The 14,382-nt window shown below is 73.4% G+C and carries 12 protein-coding genes; 7 read left to right on the forward strand and 5 right to left on the reverse strand.

The genetic code is table 11. The features are described from left to right. Positions 1-29: 29 nt before the first annotated feature. A complete protein-coding gene (locus tag AB0L25_RS03335) occupies positions 30-953 on the reverse strand; it encodes a 3-oxoacyl-ACP reductase (protein WP_500168148.1) in 924 nt (307 codons plus the stop codon). A 170-nt stretch (positions 954-1,123) separates the two neighbouring features. Between AB0L25_RS03335 and AB0L25_RS03340 the strand changes: the two genes are divergently transcribed. Both AB0L25_RS03340 and AB0L25_RS03345 read left to right on the forward strand, forming a co-directional pair. Beyond that, on the forward strand, positions 1,124-2,725 hold the full coding sequence (locus tag AB0L25_RS03340; RefSeq protein WP_500168150.1) for an acyl-CoA synthetase: 1,602 nt from the start codon (positions 1,124-1,126) through the stop codon (positions 2,723-2,725). Beyond that, on the forward strand, positions 2,718-3,878 hold the full coding sequence (locus AB0L25_RS03345) for a steroid 3-ketoacyl-CoA thiolase (RefSeq protein WP_500168152.1): 1,161 nt from the start codon (positions 2,718-2,720) through the stop codon (positions 3,876-3,878). Before AB0L25_RS03340 ends, AB0L25_RS03345 begins: the two co-directional genes overlap by 8 nt. Here the strand turns inward: AB0L25_RS03345 and AB0L25_RS03350 are convergent. Beyond that, positions 3,862-5,106 (reverse strand): RNA-guided endonuclease InsQ/TnpB family protein, encoded by a 1,245-nt coding sequence (locus AB0L25_RS03350; protein WP_500168154.1) that lies wholly within the window; start codon positions 5,104-5,106, stop codon positions 3,862-3,864. The two genes, AB0L25_RS03345 and AB0L25_RS03350, sit on opposite strands and share 17 nt — an antisense overlap. 158 nt (positions 5,107-5,264) lie before the next feature. Here AB0L25_RS03350 and AB0L25_RS03355 point away from each other — a divergent pair, with 158 nt between their 5' ends. Further along, positions 5,265-7,430: an acyl-CoA dehydrogenase family protein gene (locus tag AB0L25_RS03355; RefSeq protein ID WP_500168156.1), complete on the forward strand. Its 2,166-nt coding sequence runs from the start codon at positions 5,265-5,267 to the stop codon at positions 7,428-7,430. Next, positions 7,427-8,038 carry a PaaI family thioesterase gene (locus AB0L25_RS03360; RefSeq protein WP_500168158.1) on the forward strand — a complete coding sequence of 204 codons (612 nt, stop codon included), beginning with the start codon at positions 7,427-7,429 and terminating at the stop codon, positions 8,036-8,038. Before AB0L25_RS03355 ends, AB0L25_RS03360 begins: the two co-directional genes overlap by 4 nt. Before the next feature lie 38 nt (positions 8,039-8,076). On the opposite strand, the gene AB0L25_RS03365 is transcribed toward AB0L25_RS03360, so the two are convergent. Then, a complete protein-coding gene (locus AB0L25_RS03365) occupies positions 8,077-8,835 on the reverse strand; it encodes a class I SAM-dependent methyltransferase (RefSeq protein WP_500168160.1) in 759 nt (252 codons plus the stop codon). 44 nt (positions 8,836-8,879) lie between these two features. After that, a complete protein-coding gene (locus tag AB0L25_RS03370) occupies positions 8,880-9,689 on the reverse strand; it encodes an alpha/beta hydrolase (RefSeq protein WP_500168162.1) in 810 nt (269 codons plus the stop codon). A gap of 231 nt (positions 9,690-9,920) precedes the next feature. Between AB0L25_RS03370 and AB0L25_RS03375 the strand changes: the two genes are divergently transcribed. Then, positions 9,921-10,682, forward strand: a complete 762-nt coding sequence (locus AB0L25_RS03375) for a DUF899 family protein (RefSeq protein WP_500168164.1) — start codon at positions 9,921-9,923, stop codon at positions 10,680-10,682. A 46-nt stretch (positions 10,683-10,728) separates the two neighbouring features. Here AB0L25_RS03375 and AB0L25_RS03380 read toward each other — a convergent pair whose 3' ends face one another. Next, positions 10,729-11,262 (reverse strand): YbhB/YbcL family Raf kinase inhibitor-like protein, encoded by a 534-nt coding sequence (locus tag AB0L25_RS03380; RefSeq protein WP_500168166.1) that lies wholly within the window; start codon positions 11,260-11,262, stop codon positions 10,729-10,731. Positions 11,263-11,341: 79 nt separating this feature from the next. Here AB0L25_RS03380 and AB0L25_RS03385 point away from each other — a divergent pair, with 79 nt between their 5' ends. Next, complete coding sequence (locus tag AB0L25_RS03385) at positions 11,342-12,004, forward strand: GntR family transcriptional regulator (protein WP_500168168.1); 663 nt, start codon at positions 11,342-11,344, stop codon at positions 12,002-12,004. Between the two features lie 101 nt (positions 12,005-12,105). Then, positions 12,106-14,382, forward strand: coding sequence for a molybdopterin cofactor-binding domain-containing protein (locus AB0L25_RS03390; RefSeq protein WP_500168170.1), 2,277 nt, complete (start codon positions 12,106-12,108; stop codon positions 14,380-14,382).

Raw genomic sequence — 14,382 nt, forward strand, 5'->3', positions numbered from 1 at the left:
CGACGCGGGGGCGGCCGTCGGGCCGGGGGTCACCGCGGCCGGTTGGTGCCCGTCGTGTCGAGCGCGGCGACGTCCCACGCGGCGTACGTGCGGCGCGGGTCGCGCTCGTCGAAGTACGGCGTGACCTGCGCGGCGAACTCCTCCGGGGAGAACACGCCGCTCTCGGCCGTGAACTTCCGCTCCACGGTCGGCGCCGCCATCAGCGCGACCATGTCGCCGTACACGACGAACACCTGCCCGCTGATCTTCTCGGCGGCGGGGGACGCGAGGTAGCCGACGAACGTCCCGACCCGCTCGGGCGCCATGACGTCCAGGCCGCCGGGGGAGGTGCCCTCGCCGAACGACGCCTCGGTCATCGCCGTGCGCGCGCGGGGGCAGATCGCGTTCGCCCGCACCCCGTACCGGGCGAGGCCCTGCGCGGTGGACAGGGTCAGCGCGACGATCCCGGCCTTCGCCGCCGAGTAGTTCGGCTGCCCGGCGGACCCGAACAGGAACGCCTCGGACGCCGTGTTGATCACCCGTCCGTACACCGGCCCGCCCGCGGCCTTGCTCGCGGCCCGCCAGTGCACGGCGGCGGCGCGGGACACGGCCGCGTGGCCCTTCAGGTGCACGCGGATCACGTCGTCCCAGTCGGACTCGGACAGGTTGAACAGCATCTTGTCGCGCAGCACGCCCGCGTTGTTGACGACGACGTCCAGGCCGCCGAACGTCTCCACGGCCGTCTGCACCAGCTTCTCGCCGAGCGTCCAGTCGCCGACGTCCCCGGCGACGGCGACGGCGCTGCCGCCCGCGTCGCGGATCTCGCCGGCGACGTCCTCGGCGGCCGGGCCGATGTCGTTGACGACGACGGCCGCGCCCTGCCCGGCCAGCGCGAGGGCCTCGCTGCGGCCCAGTCCGGCGCCCGCGCCGGTGACGATGGCGGTGCGCCCCGCCAGGGTGAGGTCAGCGTTCATCAGGACTCCCGTCGGTGTTCGCGATGACCCGACGGAGGCTAGTACGAATTCTATTTTTGCGGCCGGTCAGATCCCGCTCAGCGGGCCGGGAACCCCCGCTCCGACCGCCGCGAACCACTCAGTGGGACTGATCTTGTCCGGCAACGAGAATCAATTCTAACTTCGGTCCCATGACGCTTCAGCTGGCGACCCTCTTCGAGGCCGTGGCGGCGGCCGTCCCGGACCGCCTCGCCCTCGTGTGCGGCGACCACCGGGCCACCTTCGCGGAGCTCGACCGCCGCGCCGACGCGCAGGCCGCACGGCTGCGGGCGTCCGGCATCGGGCCCGGCGAGCACGTCGGCCTGCACCTGCTCAACGGCCCCGAGTACGTCGAGGCGCTGCTCGCGTGCGTGAAGGCCCGGGCCGTCCCGGTCAACATCAACTACCGCTACACCGACCGGGAGCTGCACCACCTGTACACCGACGCGGGCCTCGCCGCCCTGTTCGTCGGCGCGGAGTTCGCGCCCGCCGCCGCCCGCGTCGCCGCCGACTGCCCCGCGCTCCGCCTCGCGATCGTCGCGGGGTCCGCCGACGGGGCGTCCTGGCCCGAACGGGTCGCCGTCGCCGCCTTCGCGGACGTCCCGGACGGCTCGGCCGCGCCGCGCGACGGGCGCTCGCCCGACGACCGGTTCATCATCTACACCGGCGGCACCACCGGCCCGCCCAAGGGCGTCATTTGGCGGCACGAGGACTTCTACATGGCCGCGCTGCGCGGCGGGAACCACTACGGCGAGCCGCACCGCACCGCCGAGGAACTCGTCGCCGCCGCCGCGTCCGGCCACCCCCTCACCTACCTGGTCACCGCGCCGCTCATGCACGGCGCCGCGACCTACAACCTGCTGACCGCGCTGCTCACCGGCTCCGCGACCGTGCTGATGCGCCGCTTCGAGCCCGTCGAGGCGCTCCGGCTCATCGACCGCGAGAAGCCGCTGATCGTCATGGTCGTCGGCGACGCCATCGCCCGCCCGCTCGCCGACGCGATCCGCGCGCACGGCGCCGCGTTCGACCTGTCGTCGTTCAAGGTGCTCGGGTCCGGCGGCGCGATCCTGTCCCGCAGCGTGCAGGAGGAGTTCGCCGAGCTGATCCCGGACCTGCACGTCAACAACGGGTTCGGCGCCTCCGAGTCCGGCGTGGACGGCACCATCGCGGTCGGCGCCGACGGCCTCATGCGGCTGTCGCCGAACCCCCGCGTCACCGTCGTCGACGCCGCGCTGCGTCCGCTCCCGCCCGGATCGGACGAACCGGGCTTCATCGCGCGCAGCGGGCACGTCCCGCTCGGCTACCACAACGACCCCGAGAAGACCGCCCGCACGTTCCCCGTCATCGACGGCGTCCGCTGGTCGATCCTCGGCGACATGGCCCGCGTCGAGGCCGACGGCACCGTCGTCGTCCTCGGCCGCGGCTCCGGCTGCATCAACACCGGCGGCGAGAAGGTCTTCCCCGAAGAGGTCGAGCAAGCCCTCAAGGCCCACCCCGCGGTGCTGGACGCGCTGGTCGCGGGCGTCCCCGACGAGCGGTTCGGCGAGCGCGTCGCCGCCGTCGTGGAGGCCCGCCCCGGCACGGCCCCGACCGCCGACGAACTCCGCGCGCACTGCCGCGACCACCTCGCCGGCTACAAGATTCCGGCACTGATCACGTTCACCGGCGCGGTGATGCGCTCGCCCAGCGGCAAGGCCGACTACCGCTGGGCCAAGCGCGTCCTGACCGGACAGGAAGGAAGCCCCCATGCCTGAAGCCGTCATCGTCGACGCCGCCCGCACCCCGGTCGGCAAGCGGCACGGCGCCCTGTCGGGCCTGCACCCGGTGCAGCTCCTCGGCGCGACCCAGAAGGGCCTCCTCGACCGGCTCGGCGTCGACCCGGCCACGGTCGGGCAGGTCGTCGGCGGCTGCGTCACCCAGGCCGGGGAGCAGGCGAACAACGTCACCCGCAACGCCTGGCTGTACGCGGGCCTCCCGTACACGACCGCCTGCACCAGCATCGACTGCGCGTGCGGCTCGTCCCAGCAGGCCGTCCACCTCGTCGCCGGGCTCATCGCCGCGGGAACGATCCACACCGGCATCGGCTGCGGCGTCGAGGCGATGAGCCGCGTCTTCCTCGGCCAGGCCCTCACCCCCGAGACCGGCAGCCCCATGCCGGACGGCTGGGACTTCGACTACCCCGACCAGTTCACCGCCGCCGAGCGCATCGCGAGGAACCGGGGGATCACCCGCGCGGACGCCGACGCGCTCGGCCTCGAGTCCCAGCGGAAGGCGGCCCGCGCCTGGGCCGAGGACCGCTTCGCGGGCCAGATCATCGAGATCGACGCGCCCGTCATGACCAAGGAGGGCCCGACCGGCGAGACCGCCACCGTCGTCCGCGACCAGGGCCTCCGCGAGACGTCCCCGGAGAAGCTCGCCGCCCTGAACCCGGTCATTCCGGACGGCATCCACACCGCGGGCAACGCGTCGCAGATCAGCGACGGCGCCGCCGCCGTCCTGCTGATGTCCCGCGAACGCGCCGCCGAACTCGGGCTGCGGCCCCGCGCCCGCATCGTCGCGTCCACCATGGTCGGCTCCGACCCGCACTACCACCTCGACGGCCCCATCGACTCGACCCGCGACGTCCTCGACCGCGCCGGCATGAAGCTGTCCGACATCGACCTCGTCGAGATCAACGAGGCGTTCGCGTCCGTCGTGCTGTCCTGGGCGGGCGTCCTCGGCGCCGACATGGACAAGGTCAACGTCAACGGCGGCGCCATCGCCCTCGGCCACGCCGTCGGCTCCACCGGCGCCCGGCTGATCACCCAGGCCGTCAACGAGCTGGAGCGCGCCGACCGCTCCACCGCCCTCGTCACCATGTGCGCGGGCGGCGCGCACTCCACCGCCACCATCATCGAACGGATCTGAGCTTGGCTTCCTCCCCCGCCTGAAGGCGGGGGAGTCCAGCGGTCGCCCGCTGGGTTTCCTGCTTCACCGACGACCGCCCCGTCCGGGAGGACTCCCGTTGAGGTCTCACACCGTCTCCACAGGCGGACACCGCCAGCCCGGCGGCCAGAATGTTGCGCGCCGCGTTCACGTCGCGGTCATGTACCACGCCGCAGTCGCACGTCCACTCGCGGACGTTCAGCGGCATCTTCGCCGCGACCGTGCCGCAGGCCCCGCACAGCTTGGAGCTGGGGAAGAAGCGGTCGATCACGACCAGTTCGCGCCCGTACCAGGCGCACTTGTACTCCAGCATCGTCCGCATGTCCCGCCACGCCGCGTCACCAATGGCGCGGGCGAGCGTGTGGTTTTTGACCATGTTGCGGACGTTGAGGTCCTCGAGCACGACCGTTTGGTTCTCACGGACGAGCCGGGTGGTCAGCTTGTGCAGGAAGTCGCGGCGCCGGTCGGTGATCCGGGCGTGGATTCTGGCGACCTTCCGGCGGGCCTTCTCACGGTTCGCCGAGCCCTTCGCCTTGCGCGACAGCTCTTGCTGCGCCTTCGCCAGACGGGTGCGGTCACGCCGCTCGTGCCGGGGATTGGTGATCTTCTCCCCGGTGGACAGGGTCACCAGGGACGTGATCCCGGCGTCCAGGCCGACAGCCGCGCCGGTGGCCGGGGCCGGGGCGATGGTGTCCTCGCACAGCAGGGACACGAACCAGCGGCCGGTCGCGTCGCGGGACACGGTCACCGTGGTCGGCTCCGCCCCTTCGGGGAGGGGACGGGACCAGCGGATGTCCAGGGGCCCGGCCATCTTCGCCAGCGTCAGCTTCCCGTCGCGCCATGTGAAGGCGCTGCGGGTGTACTCGGCCGACGCGCGGGATTTCTTCTTCGACTTGAAGCGCGGGTACTCGGCGCGCTTGGCGAAGAAGTTCCCGAACGCCGTCTGGAGATGGCGGAGCGCCTGCTGGAGCGGGACCGAGGACACCTCGGCCAGGAAGGCGAGTTCCCCGGTCTTCTTCCACTGCGTGAGAGCGGCGGAGGACTGCACGTAGGAGATGCGGCGTTGCTCGCCGTACCAGGCCCGCGTGCGCTCCTCCAGCGCCTTGTTGTATACCAGGCGGACGCAGCCGAACGTGCGCGACAGCTCGGCCGCCTGCTCGTCCGTGGGATAGAAGCGGTACTTGAACGCCCGCTTGACCTGCCGCGCCATGCCTCACAAGCTATCAGTTTCCATGTGAGCGGCCGGTGTCGGCCGGTGGGTGCAGACGCCGCATCGCTCTGGCGGCGATTCGTCTTTCCCTGCACTGCTCCGCAGGAGCTTCGTTTCCTCCCCGGCCTGAAGGCCGGGGTATCCACGAAGGGATCCCGATGACCATCGGACTGACCGAGGAGCACCGCGACCTCCGCGACGCCGTCCGCGCCCTCACCGCCCGGCAGGTCACGCTGGCCGCCGTGCGCGCCGCCGTGGACGCCGACCGCGAGAAGGTCCCGCCGTTCTGGGACGACCTCGCCGCCCAGGGCCTCCTCGGCCTGCACCTCCCCGAGGACGCCGGCGGCGCCGGGTACGGGCTGCTCGAACTCGCGGTCGTCCTCGAGGAGCTCGGCCGCGCGATGACCCCCGGGCCGTTCCTCCCGACCGTCCTCGCGAGCGCCGTCCTGCACCGCGCGGGCCACCGCGCCCACCTCGCGGGCCTCGCGTCCGGCGCGACGCTCGGCGCCGTCGGCCTCCGCCCCGGCGGGCTCGAACTGCGCGCCGATGGAACGTTGCACGGGACGTCCGAGCCGATCATGGGCGCGCACCTCGCGGACGTCCTCGTCGTCCCCGCCCGCGACGGCGACCGGACGGCGTGGGCCGTCCTGGCGGGCGCGTCCGCCGAGGAACTCCCGAGCCACGACCTGACCCGCCGCCTCGGCCGCCTCCACGCCGACGGCCTCGTCCCGGACGCGACGCTCGACATCGACGCCCGCGCCGTCCTCGACCTCGCGGCCGTCCTGTTCGCCGCCGAGTCCTCCGGCCTCGCCGACTGGACGACCGCGACCGCCGCCGAGTACGCGAAGGTCCGCGAGCAGTTCGGCCGTCCGATCGGCCAGTTCCAGGGCGTCAAGCACCGCTGCGCCCGCATGCTCGCGCACGCCGAACAGGCCCGCGCGTGCGCGTGGGACGCCGCCCGCGCGCACGACACCGCCGACCCCCGCGAGGCGTCCCTCGCCGCCGCCGTCGCCGGCGCGACCTCCCTGCACGCCGCCTTCACCACCGCGAAGGACTGCATCCAGACGCTCGGCGGCATCGGCTTCACGTGGGAGCACGACGCGAGCCTGTACCTGCGCCGCACGCAGACGCTCCGCGTCCTCCTCGGATCCACGGCCGACTGGCGCCGCCGCGTCGCGCGCCTCACCCTCGACGGCGTCCGCCGCGAACTGTCCGTCGAACTCCCGCCCGAGGCCGACGCGATCCGCGCCGAGATCCGCGCCGAACTCGAACCCGCGAAGGCCCTCACCGGCAAGGAACAGATCGACTACCTCGCCGGCCGCGGCTACACGTCCCCGCACCTCCCGGCCCCCTGGGGCAAGGGCGCGGACGCCGTCACCCAGCTCGTCATCGCCGAGGAGATGCGGGCCGCGGACCTGCGCGCCCACGACATGATCATCGGCAACTGGGTGGTGCCGACGCTCATCGCGCACGGCTCGCCCGCGCAGCACGAACGCTTCCTGCCGCCGTCCCTGCGCGGCGACGTCCGCTGGTGCCAGCTGTTCAGCGAGCCCGGCGCGGGCTCCGACCTCGCCGCGCTGAGCACCCGCGCCGAGAAGGTCGACGGCGGCTGGAAGATCAGCGGCCAGAAGGTGTGGACGTCCATGGCCCGCGAGGCCGACTGGGGCATCCTGCTCGCCCGCACCGACGCGTCCGTCCCCAAGCACAAGGGGCTGTCGTACTTCCTCCTCGACATGACGTCGCCCGGCATCGACATCCGCCCCCTCCGCGAGCTGACCGGCGACACCCTGTTCAACGAGGTCTTCCTCGACGGCGTGTTCGTCCCGGACGACCTCCTCGTCGGGCGTCCCGGCGACGGCTGGAAGCTCGCCCGCACCACCCTCGCGAACGAGCGGGTGTCGCTGTCGAACGACTCGTCCCTCGGCAGCGGCGGCGAGGCCCTCCTCAAGCTCGTCCGGACGGACGACGACGAGCGCCTCACCACCCTCGGCGGCATCCTCTGCGACGCCCAGTCGAGCAGCCTGTTCGGCCTCCGCACCACCCTCCGCTCGCTCGCCGGCGGGCAGCCGGGCGCCGAATCGTCCATCGGCAAGCTCATCGGCGTCGAGCACATCCAGCAGGTCTGGGAGACGGCCGTCGACTGGATCGGCCCGGACGCCCTCACCGGCGAGGGCCCCGGCGGCATGCAGGACCCCACGTGGATGTTCCTGAACTCGCGCAACATGTCGATCGCCGGAGGCACCACGGACGTCCAGCTGAACATCATCGGCGAACGCATCCTCGGACTGCCCCGCGACCCGCAGCCCACCGGGAGGCCCGCGTGACGATCGACCTCCAGGCGTCCCCCCGCCGCTGCGGCGTCGACGCCGCCTCCGCCGCCGCCCGCCGCGTCATCGCCGCGCTCGTCCGCGCCGGGGACATCTCCACCGCCGACATGGCGGACGTCGCCGACCGCCTCAACGCCGTCGCCGACGACCTCGAAGCATCGGCGCCACCGCTGGAGGACCGCCTCGTCGACATGTGGCGCGGCGACGGCAACACCCGCCACGACCCGGCCACCGGCCCCGAGAACCCCCTCGCCCCGCCCCTGGAGTACACGGGCACCCCGGACGGCGGCATCGAGGCCACCACCACCCTCGACCTCCCGTACCAGGGCCCGCCGTCGAGCGTCCACGGCGGCGTCTCGTCCCTCCTGCTCGACCACACCCTCGGCGTTGCGAACGGCTGGGCCGGGACGTCCGGCATGACCGCCGAACTCACCCTCCGCTACCACCGCCTGACGCCCCTGTTCGAACCCCTGACCGTCTCCGCCCGCCAGGTCTCCGTGGACGGCCGCAAGATCCGCACGATCGGAGCCATCCGCCACAACGGCCGAGACTGCGTGACCGCCGAGGGCCTCTTCATAGCCAAATACCCACCCCGCCCCCGCTGACCGCCCGGCTCCGAGCCCCGCTCGGAGCCGGTCGCCCGTCACCCGCCGGGCTTGCGGGCCTCGAAGAGGACGCGCGTCGAGTGGGCGACGAACGGGCCGTCGGCGCGGATGCCCGCGTCGAGTTCCCGCAGCCGCTCCCGGTACTTCTCGACCGTGAACCCCGGGACCGTCCACACGACCTTCCGCAGGAAGTGGACGACCGCCCCCACGTCGAAGAACTCCATCCGGAGCCGCTCCATCCGCAGGTCGACCACCTCGAGCCCCGCCGCCTCGGCGTCGGCCCGCTCGACGTCCGGGTGCCGCATCTGCTTCGCGTCCGGCTGCGGGCCGAGGAAGTACTCGACGAGCTCCCACACCGTCCCGGGCCCGACGTGCTGGGCGAAGTACGTCCCGCCCGGCCGGAGCACCCGCGCGATCTCGTCCCACCACACCGTCGCCGGATGCCGGCTGGTCACCAGGTCGAACGCCCCGTCGGCGAACGGCAGCGGCGGCTCGTCCGGGTCCGCCACCACGACGACCCCGCGCGGATGCAGCAGCCGGGTCGCCTTCGCGACGTTCGGCGGCCACCCCTCCGTGGCCACCATCGTCCGCGGGAACGCCTCGGCCCCGGCGAGCACCTCGCCCCCGCCCGTCTGCACGTCGAGCGCGGCCCCGACCTCCCGCAGCCGGCGGCTCATCGACCGCTGATACCCCCAGGAAGGCCGCTCCTCGGTGGCCCGCCCCTCGAACCAGGAGAAGTCCCACCCCTCGACGGGCGCCGCCTCGGCCTCCGCGACCAGATCATCGAACTCGCGCACCCGCCCATCATCCCCACCCCCGCAACGGGTTTATCGCGCGCCCGTCAGCCGTCGGTTCCGCGGGTCAGGCGGGGGCCGAGGAACGGTAGCTGGTGGGGGAGCATCTTGCGGCGGAACGCCGCGTCGTGGCAGCCCGGGTAGATCCCGCCCTCCGGGTGCTCGCCCGCGTCGCGCAGGGTCGCGAGGAGCCGCTCGGTCGGTTCGGCGAAGGAATCGTGGCTGCCGCACGCGGCCCACACCGGGATCCCCGTCAGCCGCCGTGCGTACGTGCGGGCGTCCGTGTCGTCGATGGCGGGTGACGTCGCCACGACCGCGGCCACCCGCGCGCGGCCCAGGTCCGCCGCCAGGCGCAGGGCGCCGTCCCCGCCCATCGACCAGCCGAGCAGGCCCAGGCGTCCGGTCTGCAACCCCTGGTCGGCCAGGAAGGGGAGCAGGTGGCCGGTGACGAGGCCGTCGAGGTACCAGCGGTCGACGGAGGCCACGGCGAACGGCGGCGTCCCCTTGGCCACCGCGTCGGCCAGGTAGTTCTGGATCGCGTACACGTCGAAGGGCGTGCGCGCGTTCCCGCCGCCGCCGTGCAGCAGGACGGCCACGGGCAGCGGCGAGCCGGGACGGGCGCCGGGCGGACGGCCGATCACGGCGCGAACGGACTCGCCGCCCGCGCGCAGGGTGTGCTCCTCCACCGGTCCCGTCGGCCCCGCAGGGGGAGCGGGCATCTCATCGCACCGGCCCAGCGCCCGCGCCGCGCGCTCCCTCCCGGGCAGAACGCCCGCTTCCACCAGCGCCGCGGTACCGCCTCCGGCCGCCAGCACGCCCGCCGCGACCAGGAAGCCCCGTCGCGATACGCCGCTCATGCCATGGCCCCCATGCCCCGAAAGTAGCCACTTTCGTGATCTAGTGCCGGAGAACGCTGCTTCCGAGGTCTTTGCGCATCACCGGCCATCCTTGCTCCTCTTCGGCCAGGGGCGCGTGCCCTTCGGACGTCCCGGACGGGTGATCGGAACCGAGTCGCCGGTCGCGATGAGTTCGGGGCGGGGTAGGAGTCTGCCCGAACGACCAATGCGCGAGAGATCACGGAGGACACCATGACCGACGAACTGCCCGGGCGTCCGCCCATTGTCGACATGGCCACCTGGCAGGCGGCCCGGGACGAGCTGCTGGTCCGCGAGAAGGCCCACACCCGCGAGGGCGACGCGATCGCCGCGGCGCGCCGCCGGCTGCCGATGGTGGAGTTCGACGGGACGGTCGAGATCGTCGGGCCCGGCGGCCCGGTGCCGTTCATCGACCTCTTCCAGGGCCGCGAGGAACTCGTCGTCTACAAGCACATGTGGTATGACGACGCGCCGCCCCAGGGGCAGTGCGAGGGCTGCACCACCACGGTGTGGCACATGAAGGACGCCGTCTACCTCAACGCCCGCGGCGTCTCGTACGCCGTCCTGACGACGGGCCAGTGGGACGAGGTCGCCGCCTACGTCGACTTCATGGGCTACACCGAGCCCTGGTACTCGGTGCGCGACGTGGACGAGCCGGTCGGCGGCCCGATGGGCTACGCCACCAGCTTCCTGCGCGACGGCGACCGCACGTTCCTCACCTACTCCACGACGGGCCGCGGCACCGAGCCGGTCAACGGCTCCATGGCCCTGCTCGACATGACGCCCTACGGCCGCGGCGAGGCGTGGCAGGACAACCCCGAGGGCTGGCCCGAGGGCGACGTCCCGTGCTGGTACTGGCGCTCGGACGCGGACGGCAACGCCACCTGGGGCCCGACCAGCCGTCCCGTACCGCAGTGGACGCGCCCCGGCGCGACCCCCGTCGAAACCCTCGGCCGCACCGGCCCGTACCACTAACCCCGCCGCCCGCCGCCGGAGGGAGGCGGCGGGCCGCGGGGTGGGGTCAGGCGGGGGTTTCGGCGGTGGCGATCAGGGTCGCGCGGCCGAGGATGTGGCCGGCCATCGTGAAGCCGAGGAGCGCCGGGGTGGCGTCGGACGGGACGCCGATGGACGCGACGTCGAGGGCGTGCACGACGACGAAGTAGCGGTGCGGGCCGTGGCCGGCGGGCGGGGCGGCGCCCATGTACCGGGCGGCGCGGGCGTCGTTGGGCAGCTGGTAGGCGCCTTCGGGGAGGCCGGAGCCGGTGTCGTCGCCCGCGCCCGCGGGCAGTTCGGTGACGGTGGCGGGGATGTCGGCGACCGCCCAGTGCCAGAAGCCTGATCCGGTTGGGGCGTCGGGGTCGTACACCGTGACGGCGTAGCTCTTGGTGCCCTCCGGGGCGCCGCTCCAGGACAGGTGCGGGGAGACGTCCGCGCCGCCGGGGACGCCCGCGGCCCACTGCTCGGCGGGCCAGGCGCCGCCGTCGGCGACGGTGTCGCTGGTGACGGTGAAGGCGGCGGCCTCGGGCAGGCGGGCGAAGGGGTCGTTGGCGCTCATCGTGAGTCCTCTCGATCGGGTGTGGAATCGACAGTAGCAGAAAAAATCGATTATTCGCGCGATCGTCTATGCTCGTGCCATGACACAGACAACCGCCGCGGGGAAGCAGATGCTGTCCGAGCAGGTCTACGCCCGCCTGCGGGACGCCATCATGCGGGGGGAGTACGCGCCCGGCGCGGCGCTCAAGCCGCAGGAGCTGGCCCGGCAGCAGGGCGTGAGCCTGGCCGTGGTGCGGGAGGCGCTGGTGCGGGTGGTCGGCGACGGGCTCGCCGACCGGCTGCACAACCGGGGCTTCGCGGTGCCCGCCTTCTCCGACCGGCGCTGGCAGGAGATCGCCGAGGCGCGGCGGACGATCGAGCCGGTCGTCCTGCGCATGTCGATCGAGCGCGGGGACGTCGACTGGGAGGCCCGCGTGCGGGCCGCGCACCACCGGCTGGCCCGGACCCCACCGTACGGGCCGGACGGCGGCCACTACACCGAGGAGTGGTCGGAGGCCCACCGGGTGTTCCACCGGACGCTGCTGGAGGGGTGCGGCAACCCCGTGCTGCTGGAGACCTTCGATCGGATGTGGACGGCGAGCGAGCTGGCCCGCCGCTGGTCGGCGCACCGCAATCCCGGGCGGGACGGCGTGGCGGAGCACCGCCGGCTGGAGGAGGCGGCGCTGGCCCGCGACGCCGACGGGGCCGCCGAGGTGCTCGTCCGGCACCTGACGCTGACGGCGTCCGGGCTGACCGGAGCGTGACGGGAGTGTTATTGGCGATCCGCCAATAAGGGTTCCCGGGGCGGGGCCCGGTGTGCGATGCTGCGCGCGTAAGTGGTCAGTTACCACACCGGGAGGCCGCCATGGAGGACGGACCGGGCCTGCGGCGCCGGAGGTTCCTCGGCTATCTGGTCACGGCGCCGACGCTGGCGGTGGCCGTGCAGTGGACGGGGGGTCCGGCGGCGGCGAGCCCGACGCCGCCGCAGCCGGAGGAGATCTTCGACGTCGGCGATCTGGTGAAGCTCGCGGCGGCGCCGACGTCCGGGCTGGTCGCCGTCCAGGTGGGCGAGGACGGGACGGTCTCGTTCGCGCTGCCGCGCGCGGAGGTGGGGCAGGGGATCACGACGGCGGTGGCGATGCTGATCGCCGAGGAGATGGACCTGCCGCTGGACAAGGTGCGGGTGTCGCTGTCGGACGCCCGGCCCGAGCTGCTGTTCAACCAGTTCACCGGCGGTTCGACGTCGGTCCGCTCGCTGTACGGGCCGGTGCGGACGGCGGCGGCGATCGCCCGGGAGCGGCTGGTGGCGACCGCGGCGCGGGCCTGGAACGTGGACGCCGCCGGGCTGACGACCGCGGACGGCGCGGTGCACGGGCACGGCCGCCGCGCGACCTACGGGTCGCTCGCGAAGGCCGCGGCGGTCACCCGCACGGTCCGGGTGTCGGCGACGCCGAAGGACGCCGCCCGGTTCGCGGTCGTGGGGACGCCGACGACGCGGGTGGACGCCCTCGACGCCGTGACGGGACGCAAGCGGTTCGCCATGGACCTGGACGTTCCGGGCGCGCTGCCCACGATGGTGCGGCGCGCCCCGACGATCGACGGGACGGTCGCGTCGGTGGGCAACGCGGCGGCGGTGGCGGCGATGCCGGGGATCACCGACGTCGCGGTGCTGGAGCACGGCGTGGCCGTGCGGGGACGGACGTTCGGCCAGTGCATCGACGCGGTGCGGGCGCTCGAGGTGGCGTGGCGTCCGGGGCCGGTGGCGGGGGAGTCGGACGACACGGTGCTGGCGAAGCTGCGGCGGGCGGTGCCGCGGGTGGGCGGGGCGCCGCTGTTCAGCCGGACGGTCGACGCCGAGTTCGCGTTCATGTTCGCGAGCAACTCGCCGCTGGAGCCGGACGTCGCGATCGCGGACGTCCGTCCGGGGAGCGCGGAGGTCTGGGCGAGCCTGAAGGTTCCGGGCGACGCGCAGGCGGAGATCGCGAAGCGGCTGGGCCTGCGGGTGTCCCAGGTGAAGGTGCACGTGGTGGAGGGCGGCGGGTCGTTCGGGCGGCGGCTGCACCCGGACGCGGCGGTCGAGGCCGCGGAGATCTCGAAGAAGATGGGCAAGCCGGTCAAGCTGTCGTGGTCGCGGACGGACAGCGTCCGGCAGGGGCGCGTGCATCCGATGTCGGTCTCCCGGGTGCGCGCCGCGTACCGGGGCGGGGACGTCGTGTCCTACGAGCAGCGGCACGTGAGCACCGAGACCAGCTTCAGCCACGGTTTCGGCGACATGGTCAGCGCCAACGCGGCCGACATCCCGGTCGTGGTGAACGACGCCATCGCCCAGGTCTTCTTCCACCTGAGCCAGTCGTCGCCGTACAAGTTCGGGTCGACCAAGCAGACGCTGACCGAGATCCCGCTGGAGTTCAAGACCGGCAGCATGCGCAACGTGTACTCGCCGAACGTCGTGTGCGCGCGGGAACTCGTCGTCGACCGGCTCGCCGCCGAGATGGGCAAGGACCCGGTCGAGTTCCGCCGCCAGTTCCTGGACGACGCCAAGCTGCGGGCCGTCCTGGACCGGGCGGCCTCCGAAGGCGAGTGGGGACGGGCGCTGCCCGCGGGCGTCGCGCAGGGCGTCGGCCTCGCCGGCGAGTACCGGTCGGCGTGCGCGGTGCTCGTCGAGATCGACTGCCGTCCCGAGACCGTGAACCGCCCGATCCGCAACGGCGTCACCGGCCCGCGCGTGACCCGCGCGCTGGTCGTGGTGGACGTGGGCCTGCCGATCAACCCGCGCGGCCTGGACGCGCAGATGATCGGCGGCCTCAACGACGGCATCGCGATGGCGCTGACGTCCAGCCTGCACATGCGGGACGGCGTCCCGCTGGAGGGCAGCTGGGACAACTACTTCTACACGCGGCAGTGGAACACCCCGCTGGAGACGCGCGTGATCGTCATGCCGCCGAGCGAGGACGAGCCGGGCGGCGCGGGCGAGCTGGCGGTGGCGCCCGCCCTCGCGGCCGTGGCCTGCGCGTACGCCCGCGCGACCGGGACGATGCCGACCCGGTTCCCCATCAACCACGAGACGCTCGCCTTCGAGCCCTTCCCGTTGCAGCCGTCCACCCCGCAGTCCCCGGTCGACGGCCTGGACCGCGCGTTCTAA

The sequence above is a fragment of the Spirillospora sp. NPDC052242 genome, assembly GCF_040679555.1.
Classification (GTDB): Bacteria; Actinomycetota; Actinomycetes; order Streptosporangiales; family Streptosporangiaceae; genus Spirillospora.

Bases quoted from the DNA above. Each gene is read 5' to 3' on its own strand.
- AB0L25_RS03335 (WP_500168148.1), bottom strand. From the start codon at position 953: ATGAACGCTGACCTCACCCTGGCGGGGCGCACCGCCATCGTCACCGGC.
- AB0L25_RS03340 (WP_500168150.1), top strand. From the start codon at position 1,124: ATGACGCTTCAGCTGGCGACCCTCTTCGAGGCCGTGGCGGCGGCCGTC.
- AB0L25_RS03345 (WP_500168152.1), top strand. From the start codon at position 2,718: ATGCCTGAAGCCGTCATCGTCGACGCCGCCCGCACCCCGGTCGGCAAG.
- AB0L25_RS03350 (WP_500168154.1), bottom strand. From the start codon at position 5,106: ATGGCGCGGCAGGTCAAGCGGGCGTTCAAGTACCGCTTCTATCCCACG.
- AB0L25_RS03355 (WP_500168156.1), top strand. From the start codon at position 5,265: ATGACCATCGGACTGACCGAGGAGCACCGCGACCTCCGCGACGCCGTC.
- AB0L25_RS03370 (WP_500168162.1), bottom strand. From the start codon at position 9,689: ATGAGCGGCGTATCGCGACGGGGCTTCCTGGTCGCGGCGGGCGTGCTG.
- AB0L25_RS03375 (WP_500168164.1), top strand. From the start codon at position 9,921: ATGACCGACGAACTGCCCGGGCGTCCGCCCATTGTCGACATGGCCACC.
- AB0L25_RS03380 (WP_500168166.1), bottom strand. From the start codon at position 11,262: ATGAGCGCCAACGACCCCTTCGCCCGCCTGCCCGAGGCCGCCGCCTTC.
- AB0L25_RS03385 (WP_500168168.1), top strand. From the start codon at position 11,342: ATGACACAGACAACCGCCGCGGGGAAGCAGATGCTGTCCGAGCAGGTC.
- AB0L25_RS03390 (WP_500168170.1), top strand. From the start codon at position 12,106: ATGGAGGACGGACCGGGCCTGCGGCGCCGGAGGTTCCTCGGCTATCTG.